Here is a 19,306-nt window from a genome sequence, read left to right as displayed (position 1 = left end):
GACGGGCCACTCACTCCCGTGGTTCGATAGTCCCGCCACCGAGCCCCTCCCAGGCGACCCGATAGCCCAGTCGTGCGAGCGCCGCGCTGTCGTCCGCGATACCGCGGTCGGCCAGTCTGTCACTGGCCGTTTCGTAGTCCATCCCGGGCTGGATGTCCGCGGCCAGTTCCTCCAGCACCGCAGGGGCGACGAGGGTGCGGCCGACCTGTTCGTGGGCCGGGAAAGCGACGCCCTCCAACGCGTCCTCGCTGACGCCGTACTCGCCGGCGAGGTCGGCGAGCGAGACGACCGGGGCGTCGGGCCGGAGTTCGTCGGGGATGGCCGCGGCGCTCTCGCGCACCAGCCGTTCCTCGTAGGGCCGTAGCGCGTCCCGCACGGCTTTCACGCTGACCGTCCCGGCGTACGGAATCGCCCTGGCGTCCGTCGCGTCGATTTCCTCGCCGACGCCGAGGGACTCGTCGACGGCGACAAGCAGCTCCACGTCCTCCAGCGCGTCGAGGCGAGCGAGCTTCTTCTCGACGTACTCCGGCGTCCAGAACCCCATAATCTCGAAGAAGACGCGGAAGGGGGCCTCGTCCGCCCCGTCGGCCCCGCGCCCGGTCTCCCGAACCCCCGTGTCAGCCCCGGGTCGCCAGTCGAAGGCGAAGTCCGGGATGACGACGTGTTCGCCTGCGGCCAGAGGCTCCGGCTCGCGGACGAGGTCCCAGTCGAGGTCCAATGCGGCGAACCGGCCCGCGAAGTCCGCTTCGACGCCGCTGTCGTAGCTCACCTCCGTTACCGGGTCGACGCCCGGGACGGAGACGTCCCCGTCCGAGAGGGTGAGTTCCCGCTCGGTGCCCCGGTCGTCGATGGTCGCGGTCAGTTCCCACTCGCTCGCAGCTGCCACCGTGCGCAGGAGGCGGGCGAACCGGGTGCCGTACCGCCGCGTGTTCGAGAACAGCGCGTCCGGCCCCGTGACGACGACCTCCCGACCCGTCTCGGTCCGGCGAATCTCGTACAGCAGCCGGAGGCGTTTGACCGCCGAGACGAGCGCCTTCGGGTCCGACGACCGGACCCGGACCTCGGTCGCGTCGAACAGCGCCGTCTGCGCCAGCGAGAGGTTGTACTGGGTCCGCAGTTCGGCCGGCCCCCAGCGGGAGTCGATGTCGGCAAGCACCTGCCGGGACTCCCGGTCGGCGTACAGCGCGTCGGCCAGCGCCGCGGCGTCCGTGCCGAAGTGGGCGGCCGCCTCGGCGAGGGCCTGCTCGCGCTCGGCTTCGCTCACGACGCCGATGTCCGCGGCGGCTTCGAACACCCGGCGACGGGCGCGGACGGGGTCGACCGGGGCCCGCGTCTCGAAGGTGGCTTCCCGCTCGACGAGCTTCGCCAACCCGCGGACGAGCTTGAAATCGTCGGCCTCCCGCTCCAGGTCCGCGAGCGCGGCCGCCAGCGTCTCGCGGGGCTCGCCGACGTGACCCTGGTAGATGCCGAGCACGCGGGCCGTGAGCCGCTCCGCATCGGCGTCGGCGAACTGCAGGTGATAGCCGCCGCCGGCCCGCGAGACGCGCAGGAGGTCTTTCGTCAGCACACGCGCATCTCCGCGGCGGAGCGACAAAAACACGGGGAGTCGCGGCGGCACGCCCACCAGTGGGCGGGCGGCGTCACCCCGCCCTGTCCTCGAACGTGACTTCGACGGCGGCGTCGCTCTCGATGGCCCGGCTGATGGCTCGTTCGAGGTCAGCGACGAGGGCCGGATACGCCCGGTCGGCGGGTCGGCTGACCGTGACGGCGACCTCCCGGTCCAGCTGGTAGACCGAGACGCCGCCGAATCGGGTCCGCACCGACTGGAGTCGGAGTCGCTCGTAAGACGCCTCGGACAGCACGTCCGTGACTGCATCGTTGACGGACGTTTCGACCTGCATCTGCTGGGCGGTGACCGTCCCGGCACCGGCGAACGCGACCAGCAGCGCCAGGGCGGCGACGACGGTCGGCGCGTAGGTTCGGACCGTCTCGACTGGGGTGCGGTCGGTCGCCCAGTCCACCGGCCGGAATCCGAGTCCCCAGAGGACGAGAAAGCCGGTGAGGTTGATGGACGCGACGTTGACCAGCAGGAGGATGCCCGCCCCGAGCGCGACGGCCGGCAGTTCCCACGCGATACCGACGCCGACGGCCGCGGCGGCGGGGATGAGCGCGGCGGCTATCATCACGCCGACGAGCGAGACCGGTAGCGCCGTCGCCAGCCCGAAGGCTCCGGCGGCCCCCGCACAGAGCCCGACGGCCAGCGAGAGAAAGCCCGGCGAGATGCGCTGGGCGATCTGCTGGACCGTCGTGACGCGGAGCTGTCCGGGGACGAACCCGCTGTGGCGGATGAACAGGCCGAACAGGGACGCGCTTCCGATGGCGACGGCGAGCCCGAGCAGTTGGTCCCGGACGCCGTCAACGATGAGCCGGCGGTCGCTGAGCGTCGTCCCGACGCTGGCGATGAGCGCGGAACCGACCTGCGGTGCGATGACCATCGAGCCGACGACGATTGCCGGCGAATCCAGCACCAGGCCCGCCGTCGCGACGATTGCACTCAGCACCGTCATCCCGTAGTAGGTCCCCTGTCCGGGGTTCATGCCGACTGCGCGACCGCGGAGCTCGTCGTGGGAGATGCGGTCCTCGTGCTGGCGGGCGGAGTCCGACTGGTCCGGTCGGGCAGTCTCGGCGTTCCCGACGACGGTGTACCGGTCGGCGTCGAGCCCGGTCGCTTCGAGGTCGTCTAGGACCTCGTCGACGGCCTCCGGCGGGAGCGGAAACTGCAACAGCCAGGCCGTCCCGTCGTCGCTCGCCTCTTCGGTCCGGACGTAGCTGATGTCCCGGTCGGCCAGCACGTCGCGGACGCCGTCGAGGTTGTCGTCCGGGACGCGGATGTGTATCAGCCGCACTCGGAATCACTCTGTGACATCGCGTCTCTCTGGGTCTCGGCGGACGGGAGCATAGTTATCGAGGGGATAAGCGTGCGGCCAGACCCCGCCGACCGCGCACTGCTGGCTATCTGCGTCGCCTGGCGACCCGCTCCTCGGCGGTCCCCTCGGTCACGAGTTCGTACAGCAGGGCCCGCCTGCCGTCGGCTTTCGGCCGGAGAATCCGGCCGAGCCGCTGGGTAAACTCCCGCTCGGAGCCACTGCCCGAGAGGACGACGGCGACGTTCGCGTCGGGCACGTCCACCCCCTCGTCGAGGACGTTCGCCGTCACGACCCGCGAGTACGTCCCGTCGCGGAACCGCTCTAATATCTCCCGGCGCTCGCTCGCGCCGGTCTCGTGGGTGATTGCGGGAATCAGGAACCGCTCGGAGAGGCGGTATACGAGGTCGGTGTGAGCGGTGAAGACGATGATTCGGTCCCCGCGGTGGCGGTCCAGAATCGTCGCCAGCCGGTCGACCTTCCGCTGGGCGTTCATCATCACCTCGCGGGCGCGCTGTTTCGCCAGCAGCGCCTCTCGGGCCGCCGGGTCCGACCCCGAGCGCTTGACCAGTTCCTGGTAGTCGCTGCCCGACCGCAGTTGGATGCCCGACTGTTCGAGATAGTCGGTGAACGTCCCCTGGTGGGCCTCGTAGCGCTCGCGCTCGTCGGGCGTGAGCGACACCTCGATGCGCTTGATGTCGTAGTCCGCGAGGTGGTCGCCGGCCAAGTCGTCGACGCCGACCCGCTGGACGAGCGGCCCGACGAGGTCCTCGACGACTTCGTGCGCGCCGTCCGGTCGCTCGAACGTCGCCGTCAGCCCGAGCCTGGCCGGCGCGGCGAGCAGGCGGGCGATGTCGCGGTACCCCTCCCCGCCGAGGTGGTGGACCTCGTCGAAGACGACGAGCCCGAACCGGTCGCCGAGTTCGTCGGCCCGCAGGTACGCCGAGTCGTAGGTCGACACGGTGATGTCTTCGATTCGCTGCTCGCCCCCGCCCATGCGGCCGACCGGGCGGTCGAACTCCCGCTGGAGTTCGCGTTGCCACTGCTCCAGCAGGTCGATGGTCGGGACCACGACCAGCGTCGGCGTCCCGAGCGCGACCATCGCCGCGATGCCGATGACGGTCTTGCCGCTCCCAGTCGGCAGTTCCAGACACCCCCTGTCGCCGGCGTCGCGCCAGGCGTCCAGCGCCACCTGCTGGTACGTCCGGAGGTCGTACGCCGTCGAGAGCGACAGCGACGGGAGCGCGAAGACGGCGTCGTCGTAGGCCACGCCCCGCTCGCCGAGCGCCGCCACGAGGTCGGCGTACCGGTAGGCCGGCGCTCGTCCCGTCTGGGACCGTCGGTCGTACTCGACGCCGGGCAGGTCCGCCGGCGGGCCCCCCGTCACGCGGACGGTCCCCGACTCGTACGTCAACTCCAGCACGCCCCGAGGTTCGGCGGTCCGCCCGATAACGCTTTCGCGGACCGCAGGCTGAGGCCCCCGGACGGTTCCGTTCAGCGAACGAACGGGACGCTACCGAGTGAAACAACAGTACCGTTTACGTCCTCTCGCACCGTCTACTCCGAACATGGACGACGCGCGAACGCCACTGCTTGCCCTGTTTCTGTCGGTAGTGCTGACCATCGCCGTCCTCCCGGCGAGTGCGGCCGGCGTACAGACGACACAGGAGACCGTCACCGTCGCCAAGGACGGCAGTGCCGACTACCGGTCGATACAGGCCGCCGTCGACGCCGCCGACAGCGGTGATACTGTCGAGGTCCGACCGGGCACCTACTACGAAGAAGTCCGAATCAACGAGAGCATCACCCTCGTCGCACCCGACCGAGCGATACTCGACGGGTCGCGGTTCGCCAACGGGACCGGCGTGACGGTGACCGACGCCGCCGCCCCGACCGTCACCGGCTTCACCGTCCGGAACTACCGTCTCGGCGTCGCCGCCAACGAAGCTACCGGCGACTGGACGGTCACCGAAACGACCGTCATCGCCGCCGACGTCGGCGTCTACGCACCGAACGCGACCGGGAACTGGACCGTCGCCGACGTCGCCGTCGCCCGGACCACCTACAGCGGCGTGTTCGCCCGCGGAACCACCGGCGACTGGACGATTCGTGACACCCGCTTCGTCGACGTCGGCGGCGACGGCGCAGACGTCCGTCGGTCGACTGGGGACTGGACGGTCACGGGGGTCGTCGTCGACCGCGCCGGCGCTGACGGCGTCGACGCGTCCGGGACGAGCGGCGACTGGACCGTCCGGAACACGGATGTCCGGCGGAGCGGCACCGGCGTCAAAGCTATCGACAGCGACGGCGACTGGACGGTGACCGACCTGACCGTCACCCGGAGCGACACCGGCCTCGTGACCGCGTCCTCCGGCGGCGCGTGGACGGTCACCGACGCCACGCTCGACACCCGGGACGTCGGCGTCTTCGCCGCCCGAACGACCGGTGCGTGGTCGATTCGAAACGCGACCATCGAGAGCGGGCACCAGGGCATCCACGCGGTCACGACGAACGCGTCCTGGACCGTCAGCGACGCGACGATTACCGTGACTGCGGAGCGAAACGCCGTCGGTGTCGACGCCCGCTCCGCGAGCGAAGGCTGGTCGCTCGAAGACGTCAGCATCGACAGCCCCGGTATCGATGTCGCGGAGTGACGATTACGTGGCGACCCCCCGTCTCGGACTCCCAACCCCGCCGCCAAAACGAAGGCCTTAATTAAAGCACCCCCCTCTCCCGAAGTGCGGGACCGTGGGGTAGCGGTATCCTCGGCGCATGGGGTGCGTCGGACCTGAGTTCGAATCTCGGCGGTCCCATACTCTGTTTTATCAGATGCCGACACCTGTACGCTTAGGTGTGCGAGCGTTCAGATTCCTTCGACGATTCGTCTGGAATTAAGTCGTTCTTTAAATACCTCTGAGAACCATAATAAGTCTGTCAAGAAGCTACGGCTTCTGATCGAAATTCGGCGTCGTCAGCAGTGGCCGTATCCACCCTGTGCGTTCGTCCCTGCAAGCCGACTCGTTGAGGACGGTGCGACTGATTCAGAGGTGCGTCGTGCAGTCCAAGAAGTCGACGACGAACTCGTGCGAGGTGGTTCCGATGAGTGACGCGGAGAGTCACGTAGAGCCTGCTGAGGAAAGCGACGAGAGTGAGATACCGAACTCCGGCCCCAGTCCGGCACAACGTGGTTCGACCCCTGAGAACCTACCTGAGGAACACAGGCCGAACCTCCCACACGTCGCGGACGGCGAGAGTACCGATTGGTCTCAGTACACGGCCTATCGGTGCGCCCACTGTCACGACAACTGCATCAACAAGATCGACTCGGACTACGCCCGGGCGAGAGAGTGCCGCCACTGCTACGCAGTTCCGGTACTCGACCGACACAGCGTCGACGACCCGGCGCTTGATCGGTAACTCCTCTGTCCGACGATGTGCCGAGGAGAGGACAGGGGAGTACCCGCCGTAGGTAGCCGACCCACCGTCCGACCAACCCAGTTTGTCGGCGGCTTGACCCCACAGGTTCGCGTTCCGGGAGAGGAAACCCCCCTTGCGGGGGTTGACTCGACCTCGCAGCTGCGCGTCTCTGCCAGCCCCCACAGGCCACCGAAAGCGAGGGCGCGGGAGAGCTGGCACGCCCGGCAGCGCAGCGGAGCGAGCAGCCCGGACCGGGCCGCGAGCGCCAATCGCGGCCCGCACCTGCTCGACCAGCCGGCAGCGACCCCTTGCGGGTCGACCCGGAAGCCCGAGCGTTTCCCCCGAACCCGGCGGGTGAGGGGAATCGTTACCGCGTTCACCTGTCCGACCAATGCCGTTTCTGCCCCCGCGGGGTCCCACGCATGAACAGCCGCGTGGAGCCGCCGGGACACCTGGGCGGTCTCGACCTCGCGGACAGATGTAACACTCCCGTCTTAGCAGACCTCCTGGAAGAGCGCGACCTCCTCGGCCACGGCCAGTTGCTCGATGGAACACTGACCGAACGCGACGAAGATCGTGTACGCATTGCGAAGTTCATTGCGGCGCATCCGGAAGGTACGCCGCTGTCTCACGTCGTTTCGTACGCAGTGAAGGGAGTGTCGCCTGAGACGTGCGAGCGCGTCGACGGTTCGGACCCGGACTACCAGTTTGCATACCGCTTCATCGACGACCTTGTAACCGATGACGACCCGTACGTGCGGAAATCCCGGTCGTCAGGCGTTCTTTTCGTGACCCCGACACTGCGGCTTCTTGACTTGATTACAGAAGGCATTACTCAAACAACCCAGACAGAGGGCCTGACGTATGATCGTGAGTTCCTGCGTAATTACCTCTCTCGCGTCGATTCTGTAGATGATGACCTGCGGGAGCTACTGAAGGACGGTTTTACATCCTACCTGAACCGCATCAAGGATTACAAACTGCTGTTCGATGTCCACTTTGTAGACCGGCGCGGCGGCGAGTCAACACAGCGGATGACGAAGGACTACAAAACCCGGTTCAACGACCAAGGCCGCGTCTCCAAGCAGTTTGCCCGGTTTAATGATGCGCTGGAATACGGCTACGAGAACGCTGAGAACGCCGTGCTGGTGACGCTGACGACCGACCCGAAGCGCCAAGACTCGCTGCTTGATGGAATAGATTCGATAAACGAGAACTTCAACCGGCTGTTGTCGTATTTCGACTCGGACCCGTCGACGAAAGCCAATACCCGCGACCCGGATGTTCCCGGCTGGCGTCCCGATCTCGATAGTGAGGTCACCGGGCGACCGCGTGACCGACCGGACTACATCAAGGCGCTGGAGTTCACTGAGAAAGGATACCCGCACCTGCATGTGCTGTTCTTCGACGTGCCGACCCGCCAGCAAGACGGACTGCCGTGGCTGTGCGATAAACCGGAAGTAGCCGCGAAATGGGCCGACTACGGCCAAGGCGAGATCGTCGACGTATACCCGCTGACGTACCGCGACGACCTCGACGAGCTGGAACCAGAGTTCCAGAGCGACGAGGGCTTCGTCGACTGGTATCGCTTCGGTGACCACGATCACGGCGAAGAGTGGGTCCGAGAACGGACCCGTTCGCACGAGTTGATCGAGTTCGGCGACGACGGCCACGAAATGGAGTCAACCGCTGGTGCGTATCTCGGCAAGTACCTGAGCGCGACGTTCGGCTCGCTGCTTGACGCGACGGAGTCCTTTGAGCAGAGCGACGACGACCGAGAGACGTACGCTGACAAAGCGGCGACGTGGAAGCTCGCGCTGTACTGGGCGACGAACCGTCGGTTCTGGTCTTGTTCGGTTTCGATTACGGAAGGAATCGACCCGAACGATCACCTGCAAGACCCGGACGTGCGCGAAGCCGTCCGCTGGTGTTCGCTCGACTCCGTACAAGCCGCGAGCGAGAGCGAGATACGAAACGACCTCGCGCGTCGGCAGTGGGACGATCTCGACGATCTCGACGCTGCCGTAGAGCGCGCAATTTCCGATGTCGAACAGCCGCAGGTACGTTCAACGTTGCCTGAAGAGGCTACTTTCAGGTGTGTTGTTGACTACATCGGTGCCTATGCGTATTGGGACCTGCCGGATGATGCAACGGCAGACAGATTACAAGAATTTGAAGCCGTTGAGAGCTGTTCTGTAGTTAATGATAGACATTCAACCAATACTCATGATAAAATTCACCCAATTCTGGATGTGTGGAATTAGCTTGTCCCGATTTTTTATATAGAGCTAGCATCAATAATTGTTTAATGAATGAATCTACCTTTCATTATGATGGATACTTGGTATTTACTCCAGTTTTGATTAGGACGAAGAATATTCCTGCAACAAATATACCAAATATCGATGAGATCATATCACAACTACCTGAATTCCATTCTGGAGATCCATCAGCACCCGCTGAAGGGTTTGAAGAAATGAAGATTAGAAAATATATAGAAAATGATAATAAATTATCAGGGGCCATCAAAAGAGAATTAAAGGATTTGACTGCTGTCACATATAATGTCGAATCTTATCATGAAGAAACAGCATTTGTTGATCAAGAACGCAGGGAAGTCTATGTTCGAGAAGTAGAATCTGCTGAAGTGTATTTTTTTGATTCGAATATTGCGTTACTCAGAGGTAAGCAGTCGATTGTAAATCAAGCCATTAGTGCAATTCAGAGAGTGCATTCAGAAGAGATACTAATTGAGAATATCGAATTCACACCTGATTTCATGTCACACATATATGAAGAATTCAATGACGTATTTTCCGATAATATAATTCAGCCAAACGAGATTTCAGAAGTACAGTTTGAGGGGTTTGACAATATTTCCACGATGAAGATCTATTCCGGTGATTTGAAATCAGAACTGACCAACCGATATCAGAATATGTCAGAAGGGCAGATAAACTATATCACCGTGAAATATTATATTGACAATATAGACACAGCCATCCAAATTCAAAGTGATCGACTTCATGTGAAGGCGTCGGAGGGAGCCATATCAAGAATGACTGATTTGGCAAGAATGATTTATTCTATCTACTTTTGTAAGAGAATTTCCAATATTGCAGTAGAGTATGAGGGAGTCCAAACACGATAACCATGTCCCCTCGAATTATAGAATCTGTAATTACGAAATCACACAATCCAACATGGGGAAAAATAGCAGTTGGAACAGCAGGTCTTTCAGCTGTTGTTGGGTTAATATTGACAGAAACAGCTGCGCAAATAGTAACATTTTCAGTCGCAATTTTAGCGTTTATTATACCAATTATTATTCGCAAAACACAGAGTGGGATCAAGATAACTTGTCTTCAAACACGACCTCCCAACTCTGTAGAGAATCATCATAACGGACGATTTAGAGTATCCCACGGAATTGGCCACTTAGAAACGTATTTTGATATCCCAGATTGGGCCACAGAGTTTGATATATCTATAGAAAGTGATCCGGCAATTGACATTGTTCCTTGGGATAATAAACCCGATTCTGTCAGATTGGAGGGGAACCACCTCAAATCTGATCAAGATCTTAATGGATTCCCGATTACTCTCAAAATAGTGGGCGAACCGGATGAGATTGCAGAAGGAGAATATAAGTTAGAGTTCAAAGATATGAAGACTAAAAAGACAATAAAACGAATAGAATTAAAAGGAGATCCAGATCCTCCTGAAGATTTGGATACTGAGCAAATTGAACCGGAAGAAGCTGAAGAATGGGGTGTAGCCCAGTGACTTCAGTTTGTATTTTTGAATTTAGCCTTCTCAGTCGTTTGCTCGTTTTTTCCCCCTTTCTGAAAGCCACCAAACTAACACTTTACCGCCTCTCTTCGAGCATATAAATCCCTCTTCTTCCAGTTCCCGTAATCGAGGTAGAGTCCCTTGGTTTGAAAATCCGATAAGATTTGCGACTTCTCCAGTAAAAAGCACCGGATCAGAAGATTTCTCGAACACTCGTAATATCTCAATGTCGTCAATTGTTTCTTTACGTCCACCAGCCATATTTAATCCTATTTGTGAAACATAGCTGTTCAAAATATATCTGTGTTAGGGTCTTGAAGACAGTTAGTTTAGTAGAAACAACTAAGTTCACTCAATGTTATGCCCTGAGTAGGAAGCCACAGTAACTGAGAATTTAGCGGACCCGGTGCTGCAACACCGGCCCGCTGTGGCTCCCGTGGACCAAGCACGGAAGCATGTTGGCAGACACAACCGCGAGGATTAAACCCCTCGCTCGACCCCGCCGGAGGTTATCCGGCAGTCGTGTTAGTTTCTCAAGAGTGGATTCAGAAAGCCGGATAAACGCAGTAATCAGTGGGCCTAACCCCACGGTTCCACTTTCACCCAACCGAGACGGTCCGGTTTATACGTGCAATCAGCAGTCAGGAGTGGATGACTGCCCCGTCAAATCTGAAATCGGATTCGCTCGTCCGCCCTCGAAACAGAACCGGATGCCCCATCCGAGAGGGACACCGATGAGTGACGATCTCCAACCGCTTGCCCCGCGGCAAGCACTGGAGATGTGGATAGACCGGCAGAAAGCCGAGAAAGCCGACGAGACGGTTCAGAGCTACTACTACCGTGTTCGGCAGTTTGTCGACTGGCTCGACGAAGAGGGCATCGACAACCTGAACGACCTCACCGGGCGCGACGTGTTCCGATACGACTCCGACCGGCGTGCTGACGGGCTAACGAAGAACGCCCTGAACACGCAACTCGGGACGATCAAACTGTTTCTGGACTTCTGCGTCGACGTAGAAGCAGTCCCGCCGGTACTGCCCGCGAAAGTCGACGTGCCGACCCTCTCGAAGGCAGAACGAGCGAACGAGGAGAAACTGACGGCGAACCGTGCCGAGACGATTCTGCACAAACTGGAACAGTTCGACTACGCCAGCCGCGACCACATGCTGTTCGCGCTGGCGTGGCATACTGGTGCTCGACTCGGTGCGCTTCGTGCGCTCGACCTGGACGACTGCTACCTGACCGACGACGATCTCGACCGACTGGCCCACCGGGACGGACTCACCGACGAGGAACTCGAACAGTTCGACGTTCCGTTCGTCTACTTCTGCCACCGGCCTGAGACGGATACGCCGCTGAAGAATCAGGAGGATGGTGAGCGGCCGGTTGGCCTGTCCGAAGAGATCGGGCAGCTGCTCGAAGACTACATCGAGGTGACCCGCGTCGAGGTCGAGGACGAACACGGGCGCAAGCCGTTGTTCTCTAGCAAGCGCGGAACCGGTCGGATGTCGAAGGGCGCGATTCGCTCGCGTTTCAATATCATCACCCAGCCGTGCCGTTTCGGGACGTGCCCGCACGACCGCGATACGGAGACCTGCGAGGCGCTGGAACACGGCTACGAATCGCGTTGCCCGTCGGCCCGTTCTCCACATCGGATTCGGACAGGTTCGATTACGCATCACCGTGATGAAGGCTGGCCGCCGGAGGTGCTGGCCGAGCGTGTGAACGCGACCCCGGAGGTCATTCGGACGCACTACGACCAGCCGGACCTTCTGAAGCGGATGGAATCGCGCCGTAGCTACATCGACTAACCGCAGTTCACAGAGTACCCATGAGTCACAACCACGCGTACCCACGGATGAACAGCTCTAGAGACGAATCGCGGCACTCGGCGGTCCCACTTCATCTTTCCTCAGATTCCGACACCTGTACGCTTAGGTGTGCGAACGGCCAACTTCCTTCGAGTGTTCGGCTGAAATTTAGTCGCTCTTTAAATACCTTCGAAGTATATACTACTGCCAAGAAACGCACCTTTTCACCGGACTACGTCAGCGGTCTCTGGGGTGGTCGTTCGGGCAAGCAGGGACCCGCAGACAGTTATAGCGACATTTAGCCGACAGTAGCGAACGCTTTCCTTGGCAAACCCATACACACACGTTCTTATTCTCGATGGACTACGCACAGCTATGTGTGTACTGGCACACATACTCAGGGACGAATCGTCGCATAGAGGGCCAGCCGTCGCGGTAGGGGCTTCGATAACCTGCAGGTTCGTGTCGAGCTACACGTAACCGCCCTGTTCTCGATTCCGTGTCCGGCGCGTGACTGCCCCAACGTGGCGGCGTCTGGGGCGACGACGGGCGAGACCGATTTCCTCTACACTTTTGTGACGCCGATAGCAATCGGGGGGTATGGGAAAGGCAAACGACGTAGACTACGCTGACCTGCACGACCCGAACGCGGAGTACACCATGCGGGAGCTCTCCGCGGAGACGATGGGCGTCACTGCGAAGCGCGGCGGCGGCCGCGACGTGGAGATTACAGACGTACAGACCACGATGGTCGACGGGAACTTCCCGTGGACGCTCGTTCGCATCTACACGGACGCGGGCATCGTCGGCACGGGCGAGGCCTACTGGGGCGCGGGCGTTCCGGAACTCATCGAGCGGATGAAGCCGTTCGTCGTCGGCGAGAACCCCCTGGATATCGACCGCCTCTACGAGCACCTCATCCAGAAGATGTCCGGCGAGGGGAGCGTCGAGGGCGTGACCGTCACGGCTATCGCCGGCATCGAGGTTGCGCTGCACGACCTCGCGGGCAAGATACTCGAAGTGCCGGCCTACCAGCTGCTGGGCGGCAAGTACCGCGACGAGATGCGCGTGTACTGTGACTGCCACACCGAGGAGGAGGCCGACCCCGAGGCCTGCGCAGACGAGGCCCGCCGCGTCGTCGACGAACTGGGCTACGACGCCCTGAAGTTCGACCTCGACGTGCCCAGCGGCCTGGAGAAAGACCGCTCGAACCGCCACCTCCGCCCGGGCGAAATCCGACACAAGGCCGAAATCGTCGAGCGGGTCACCGAGGAAGTCAAGGACGAGGCCGACGTGGCCTTCGACTGTCACTGGACCTTCTCGGGCAGTTCCGGCAAGCGCCTCGCCGAGGCCATCGAGGAGTACGACGTGTGGTGGCTCGAAGACCCCGTCCCGCCGGAGAACCTCGAAGTCCAGGAAGAGGTCACGAAGTCGACGAACACGCCGATAACCGTCGGCGAGAACCGCTATCGCGTCACTGAGGAGCGACGCCTCATCGAGAACCAGGCCGTCGACATGGTCGCGCCGGACATGCCGAAGGTCGGCGGCATGCGCGAGACGCGGAAGGTCGCCGACGTGGCGAACCAGTACTACATCCCGGTGGCGATGCACAACGTCTCCTCGCCGATTGCGACGATGGCCAGCGCTCACGTCGGGGCCGCGGTCCCGAACTCGCTCGCCGTCGAGTACCACTCCTACGAACTCGGCTGGTGGGAGGACCTCGTCGAGGAGGACGTCATCGAGGACGGCTACATCGAGATTCCGGAAGAACCGGGGCTCGGGCTCACCCTCGACCTCGACGCCGTCGCGGACCACGTCGTCGAGGGCGACTGGGTCTTCGACGAAGCGTAACGGCGGTCCACCTTCTGGTGTTGATTGGACCGGGCGACGTGGTGGTCGCCCGGGGCGACGCGGCGGTGCGGTATCGAACTCTCCTCGCAGTTCCGTTTCGGAGCGATGTCCGACGGTGGCCCCGTCAGACAGAGCGGGGTCAGTCTCCGAACCGGTCGACGACCGCACCCCTGTCGATTTTGTCCGGGCCGCTTGTCGGCATCGTCTCGACGAACGCGATTTCGCGGGGGTGTTTGTACCGGGCCAGGCGGCCGTCGAGGAACGCTCGCAATTCCGCGAGCGTCAGCGGCCCGTCGCCGCCGTCGTCCGATGCGGCGGTCGCGGGTTCGACGACGGCCTTCCCGACCTGGCCCCACGTGTCGTCGGGGACCGGAATCACGACGACCTCGCCGACGGCGGGGTGGTCGGCGATGGCGTCCTCGACCTCCGCGGGGTAGACGTTCTCGCCGCCGCTGACGAACATGTGCTTGGTGCGCCCCTCGATGTAGAAGTAGCCGTCGGCGTCGACGCGGGCGAGGTCGCCGGTCGACACCCAGCCGTCGCCGAACGTCTCGGCGGTGGCCTCGGGGTCGTCGAGGTACCGGTCGGCGGCGTGGGGCGAGCGCAACTGGAGTTCGCCGACCGCCCCGCGTTCCACCGTCGGAGGGTCGGCGTCCGTATCGTCGCCGACTGCCACGACCCGCGCGTCGACGTGCATCGCCGGTTTGCCGACGGAATCGGCCTTCTCGCGGGGCCACCCCTCGGGCATCGCGAAGTTGTTCGGGCCGCACTCGGTGAGGCCGTAGCCCTGCGAGAGGTCGACGCCGCGGTCCCACCAGGCCTCCATCACGCTCTTGCGGCAGGGGCCACCGCCGGACTTGGCGAAGCGGAGCGTCGAGAGGTCCGTCTCCGGCCAGCGGTCGTGGTCGGCCATCAGCCGGAGCACGGCGGGGACGGCGACCAGCACCGTCCCGCCCTCCCGCTCGACGATGTCCAGCACGTCGCCGGGGTCGAACTCGCGGGCGATGACGACGGTGCCGCTCATATGCCACAGCGGGACGGTGAGAACGTTCCAGCCGCCGGTGTGGAACATCGGGAACACCATCGGCGTCACGTCGTCGGCCCGCAGGCCCCACGCCGTGATGGTGTTCAGGGAGTTCCAGACGACGCCGCGGTGGGTTATCTCCGTTTCCTTCGGCGTCCCGGTCGAGCCGCCGGTGTGGAGCAGGAGGTGCGTGTCGCCGGGGGCCGGGGCCGCCGTCTCGACGGGCGCGTCGTCCTCGGGGAGGGCCGAAGCGTAGGGCGTGCTGTCGAGCGTCGCGACCGAGGGCGCGCCGCCGGTGGCAAGATGGAGGAGGCGGGGAGCGGCCACGTCGGCGTTCTCCAGGGCGGTCGAGACAGTTTCGGCGAAAGGTGTCTCGACGACGAGGAGTTCGGGATCGACGCGGTCAAGGAGCACCGCGAGTTCGGGGGGTGCGAGGCGGTGGGACAGCGGGGCCAGCCGGCTGCCGGTCTTGCCGGTGGCGAAAAACAGGTCGACGACGGCGGGGCGGTTCCGCGAGACGACGGCGACGGTGTCGTCGCTGCCGACGCCGTCTTGCCGGAGCAGGCGAGCGGTCCGGTTCGCGCGCCGGTCCAGTTCGGCGTAGGTGAACCGCCGGCCGGTCGTCGCGTCCACCAGTCCCTCGCGGTCCGGGGTGAGTGCGGCCCGGCGGTCGCTCCAGGCACCGACCCACTCCTGTGGCGTGCGCTCAGACACCGTCGACGAACTCCCGAATCTGTGTGGTGACGCGCTCGTGCTCCTCGATGAACAGCAGGTGCGGGCCGCCGTGGACGGTGACGAAGTCGGCGTTGGGCAGCCCGCGGGCCAGCAGTTCCCCGTTCTCGTAGGGCACCACCTCGTCGGCGGTCCCGTGGATGACGAGGCACGGCTGCGTGATTTCACCGAGACGGTCCGACGCGTCGAACGCCTGGACCGCCGCGCCTTGCCACTCCAGTGCCCGGTCGCTGGCGTCGCTGTCGATGCGCCAGTCGACGATGCGTTCGATGAGGTCCTCGTGGGCGTCGATGAACGCGTCCGAGAGCGCCGGCCGCATCTTGTACCGCCGGAGTTCCCGCTCGCCGAGGCCCTCTGGCACGTCGAACATCCGCTGTTGGGTCTCCTCGGGAACCGGCTTGGCCTCCGGACCGCCCGGGGAGGTACACATGAGCGTCAGCGACTGCGCCCGGTCGTACTCCAGGGCGTACTGCTGGGCTATCATCCCGCCCATGCTGGCCCCGACGATGTGCGCCCGCCCGATGCCGGCGTCGTCGAGCACGGCCTCCAGGTCCCCGGCCATCTGGCTCATCGTGTACGGGCCGTCCGGCTCGTCCGAATCCCCGGTGCCGCGGTTGTCCCACACCACGGTCTGGTACTCGTCGACGAGCCCCTCCTGTTGCCACAGCCACATCCAGCGGCCGTACCCGATGCCCTCGACGAAGGCGACGGTCTCGGCGTCCGGCGGCCCGTCACGTTCGTAGGCGATGTCGACGCCGTCGTTGGTCGCGTATTGCATAGTGGGCAATTCTGGTTGGAAATCCTTCAAGTGGTCCGGTTTCGGGCTCATCGTGGTTCCGCCGCCGGCGTCGGTCGGGCGGTCCGGCGTCGGTTGCACGGTGTCGGTCGTCCCACGTCGGGAGCGTGCCGGCCGCGCCGGCCAGCCCGATGCCCAGCGTCAGGCCGAACGTCAGCAGTAGCCGTTTCCCGCGACCGGATTCTTCACGAACGTCTATCCCTGATACGCCGTTTCAATAGTGTTTTAGGGCTCGCTTCTGGAAAAGATGGTATGACTTTGCACGCCAGAGAGATAAACCAGGACGTACGGGAGCTGGGCGCACTCCTGGGAGAGGTACTCGAGGCACAGACGTCGACCGAGGCGTTCGAGACGGTCGAGACTATCCGGAACTCGTGTATCGACTACCGCCGCGGGGACGCCGAGACCAGGGACGAGGTCCACCGGGCGCTGAACCGGCTGAACCCGGAGACGCAGGACATCGTCGCACGCGCGTTCACCACCTATTTCGAACTTATCAATCTCGCCGAGGAACGCGAACGGGTCCGGGAAATCCGCGAGGGGAGCCAGGAGGGCGTCCTGGCCGACAGCGTCGAGGAGGCCGTCCGCGACCTGGCCGACCGGGGTGCGGCCCCCGAGGAGTTCGAGCAGGTGCTCGAAGACGTCCTCATCCAGCCGACGTTCACGGCCCACCCGACCGAAGCTCGTCGGAAGACGGTGAAAGCGAAGCTCCGGTCGGTCGCCCGCGACATCGAGCGGCTCGACGAACGGCGGCTCACCGACCGCGAGCGGAAGCGCATCGAGCGCGACCTCGACGCCGAGGTGACGAGCCTCTGGCAGACCCCGCAGGTCCGTGACCGCCGCCCGGAAGTCACCGACGAGGCGCTGAACGTCCAGTGGTACCTGGAGAACGTCCTCTTCGACGTCATCGACGAGGTGTACGACGAACTCGAAGCCACGCTCGACGACGTCTACGACGAGGACATCGACGTCGACACCCTCTACGAGTTCCGCTCGTGGGCCGGGTCCGACCGCGACGGCAACCCCTTCGTCACCACCGAGGTGACCGAGGAGACCCTGGAGCGCCAGCGCGAGACCGTCCTGCCGCTGTACCGCAACAAGCTCAAGGAACTCTCCGGCGTGCTCAGCCAGGACGCCTCGAACATCGCGACCGACGCGCTGTTCAACGAGCGACTGGACCGCCACAAGTCCCGGCTCCCCGGCGTCGCCACCGAGGCCGAGGAACGCTACCCCGACGAGCCCTACCGCCAGAAGCTCCGGCTGATGCGCGAGTCCGTCGTCCGGGTCAGCGACGTCCGGCAGGGCGGCTACGAGAACGAGGCGGAACTGCTGACGGACCTCCGGGTCATCGCCGACAGCCTCCGGGAGAACGACGCGGAGGTCATCGCCGAGGCCCACGTCGACCCGCTCGTCCGCAAGGTCGAGACGTTCGGCTTCAACCTCGCCAGCCTCGACCTGCGGGACCACCGGAAGATGCACACCGACGCCATCGCCGAGGCCGTCGACCGGCAGGGCATCGACTACGCGGCGATGGACGAGGACGAGCGCGTCGAGTTCCTGACCGAGGCCATCCTCCAGGACAACACCGTCATCGACATGGCGGACACCGAGGGGCTATCCGACGACGCGACGCGGGTCCTCGACCGGTTCCGCGCGACCGCCGACTGGCAAAACGAGTTCGGCATCGACGCCATCGACACCTACGCCATCTCCTGGTGTGAGGAGCCCAGCCACGTGCTCGAGGTGCTGTTCCTGGCCGACCAGGTCGACATCGTCGACCTCCCCGGCTACTGCGGGTTCGACATCGTCCCCCTGCTGGAGTCGGAGTACGCCCTCTCCGGCGCGCGACGTATCATGGGCACGCTGTTCGAGAACGAGGCCTACTCCCAAGCCCTGGAGGCCCGGGACAACGTCCAGGAAATCATGCTGGGCTACTCCGACTCGAACAAGGAGAACGGCTTCCTCGCCGCCAACTGGTCGCTGTACAACAACCAGAAGCGGCTCGCAGGCATCACGAACGACTACGACGTGGAGATGCGCCTGTTCCACGGCCGCGGCGGCTCCATCTCCCGCGGCGGCGGCCCGATGAACGACGCCATGCTGGCCCTGCCAAACGAAACCGTCACCGGCCAGATAAAGTTCACCGAGCAGGGCGAGGCTATCGCGGAGAAGTACGCCAACCACGACATCGCCGAGCGCAACCTCGAACAGATGCTCAACGCCCAGATTCGGGCGCGGAAAAACGCCATCGAGGAACCCGTCGAGGAGATTCCCGACGAGTGGGAGTCGGCGATGGAGACGGCGTCCGACGCGGCCCGCGAGGAGTATCAGGACCTCCTCGAAACGGACGGTTTCGTCGAGTTCTTCGAGCAGGCGACGCCCATCACCGTCATCGAGAACCTCAACATGGGCTCGCGACCGGCCTCGCGCAGCGAGGACCGCAGCGTCGAGGACCTCCGGGCTATCCCGTGGGTGTTCTCCTGGACGCAGGCCCGCTGTATCCTCCCCGGCTGGTACTCCATCTCGACCGGACTGGACGCCTACCTCGAGAACGGCGGCGACATGGAGACGCTGCAGGAGATGTACGAGAACTGGCCGTTCTTCCGGACGAAACTCGACAACGCGTCGCTGGCACTGGCCCGGACGGACCTCGAAATCGCCGAGGAGTACGCCGACCTCGTCGACCCCGACCTCCGCGAGCGCATCTTCCCGCGCATCGTCGAGGAGTACGAGGAGACCGTCGACAAGGTGCTCGAAATCACCGGCCAGGACGGCCTGCTCTCGCGCGACTGGCTGGAGGAGAACTTGGAGCGTCGGAACCCGTACGTCGACCCGCTGAACCTCCTGCAGGTCCGCCTGCTCAAGCAGTCCCACCGCACCGAAACCGAGCGCCGGACCCTGCGGCTGACCGTCCAGGGCATCGCGGCCGGGATGAAAAACACCGGGTGAGGCGTCGACG

At 63.4% G+C, this 19,306-nt stretch carries 13 protein-coding genes and 1 tRNA gene; 9 read left to right on the top strand and 5 right to left on the bottom strand.

All coding sequences use genetic code 11. The features are described 5' to 3' along the window. Positions 1-10: 10 nt before the first annotated feature. The 3 genes from VI123_RS15145 to VI123_RS15135 form a co-directional block, all read right to left on the bottom strand. Complete coding sequence (locus VI123_RS15145) at positions 11-1,567, bottom strand: DUF790 family protein (RefSeq protein ID WP_336338905.1); 1,557 nt, start codon at positions 1,565-1,567, stop codon at positions 11-13. Between the two features lie 73 nt (positions 1,568-1,640). After that, positions 1,641-2,906 (bottom strand): TIGR00341 family protein, encoded by a 1,266-nt coding sequence (locus VI123_RS15140; RefSeq protein WP_336338904.1) that lies wholly within the window; start codon positions 2,904-2,906, stop codon positions 1,641-1,643. A 106-nt stretch (positions 2,907-3,012) separates the two neighbouring features. Further along, positions 3,013-4,347 (bottom strand): DEAD/DEAH box helicase family protein, encoded by a 1,335-nt coding sequence (locus tag VI123_RS15135; protein WP_336338903.1) that lies wholly within the window; start codon positions 4,345-4,347, stop codon positions 3,013-3,015. A gap of 145 nt (positions 4,348-4,492) precedes the next feature. Here VI123_RS15135 and VI123_RS15130 point away from each other — a divergent pair, with 145 nt between their 5' ends. From VI123_RS15130 to VI123_RS15095, 8 genes are all read left to right on the top strand, one after another. Further along, entirely contained in the window at positions 4,493-5,578 is a 1,086-nt protein-coding gene (locus VI123_RS15130; protein ID WP_336338902.1) for a right-handed parallel beta-helix repeat-containing protein, read from the top strand. Positions 5,579-5,666: 88 nt separating this feature from the next. Continuing rightward, positions 5,667-5,737, top strand: a tRNA-Pro gene (locus VI123_RS15125). A gap of 286 nt (positions 5,738-6,023) precedes the next feature. After that, positions 6,024-6,341, top strand: coding sequence for a hypothetical protein (locus VI123_RS15120; RefSeq protein WP_336338901.1), 318 nt, complete (start codon positions 6,024-6,026; stop codon positions 6,339-6,341). Positions 6,342-6,763: 422 nt separating this feature from the next. Beyond that, positions 6,764-8,605 carry a hypothetical protein gene (locus tag VI123_RS15115; RefSeq protein WP_336338900.1) on the top strand — a complete coding sequence of 614 codons (1,842 nt, stop codon included), beginning with the start codon at positions 6,764-6,766 and terminating at the stop codon, positions 8,603-8,605. A gap of 44 nt (positions 8,606-8,649) precedes the next feature. Next, positions 8,650-9,492 (top strand): hypothetical protein, encoded by an 843-nt coding sequence (locus VI123_RS15110; protein WP_336338899.1) that lies wholly within the window; start codon positions 8,650-8,652, stop codon positions 9,490-9,492. A 2-nt stretch (positions 9,493-9,494) separates the two neighbouring features. Beyond that, positions 9,495-10,127, top strand: coding sequence for a hypothetical protein (locus tag VI123_RS15105; protein ID WP_336338898.1), 633 nt, complete (start codon positions 9,495-9,497; stop codon positions 10,125-10,127). A 740-nt stretch (positions 10,128-10,867) separates the two neighbouring features. Continuing rightward, positions 10,868-11,944 (top strand): tyrosine-type recombinase/integrase, encoded by a 1,077-nt coding sequence (locus VI123_RS15100; RefSeq protein WP_064287945.1) that lies wholly within the window; start codon positions 10,868-10,870, stop codon positions 11,942-11,944. A 600-nt stretch (positions 11,945-12,544) separates the two neighbouring features. Beyond that, the gene (locus tag VI123_RS15095) at positions 12,545-13,795 is read left to right on the top strand and encodes a mandelate racemase/muconate lactonizing enzyme family protein (protein ID WP_336338897.1); all 1,251 of its coding nucleotides are present in this window, start codon (positions 12,545-12,547) and stop codon (positions 13,793-13,795) included. Positions 13,796-13,934: 139 nt separating this feature from the next. On the opposite strand, the gene VI123_RS15090 is transcribed toward VI123_RS15095, so the two are convergent. Both VI123_RS15090 and VI123_RS15085 read right to left on the bottom strand, forming a co-directional pair. Next, positions 13,935-15,533, bottom strand: a complete 1,599-nt coding sequence (locus VI123_RS15090) for an AMP-binding protein (protein ID WP_336338896.1) — start codon at positions 15,531-15,533, stop codon at positions 13,935-13,937. Further along, positions 15,526-16,380: an alpha/beta fold hydrolase gene (locus tag VI123_RS15085; RefSeq protein WP_336339397.1), complete on the bottom strand. Its 855-nt coding sequence runs from the start codon at positions 16,378-16,380 to the stop codon at positions 15,526-15,528. Before VI123_RS15085 ends, VI123_RS15090 begins: the two co-directional genes overlap by 8 nt. Positions 16,381-16,599: 219 nt before the next feature. On the opposite strand from VI123_RS15085, the gene ppc reads away from it, so the two are divergent. Next, entirely contained in the window at positions 16,600-19,296 is a 2,697-nt protein-coding gene (ppc, locus tag VI123_RS15080; protein WP_336338895.1) for a phosphoenolpyruvate carboxylase, read from the top strand. Positions 19,297-19,306: the final 10 nt, after the last annotated feature.

Origin of the sequence: Haloarcula sp. DT43 (assembly GCF_037078405.1) — an archaeon.
Classification (GTDB): domain Archaea; phylum Halobacteriota; class Halobacteria; order Halobacteriales; family Haloarculaceae; genus Haloarcula; species Haloarcula brevis.
Note: the sequence above shows the minus strand (reverse complement) of the source record. Positions and strands in the feature narration are given on the sequence as shown.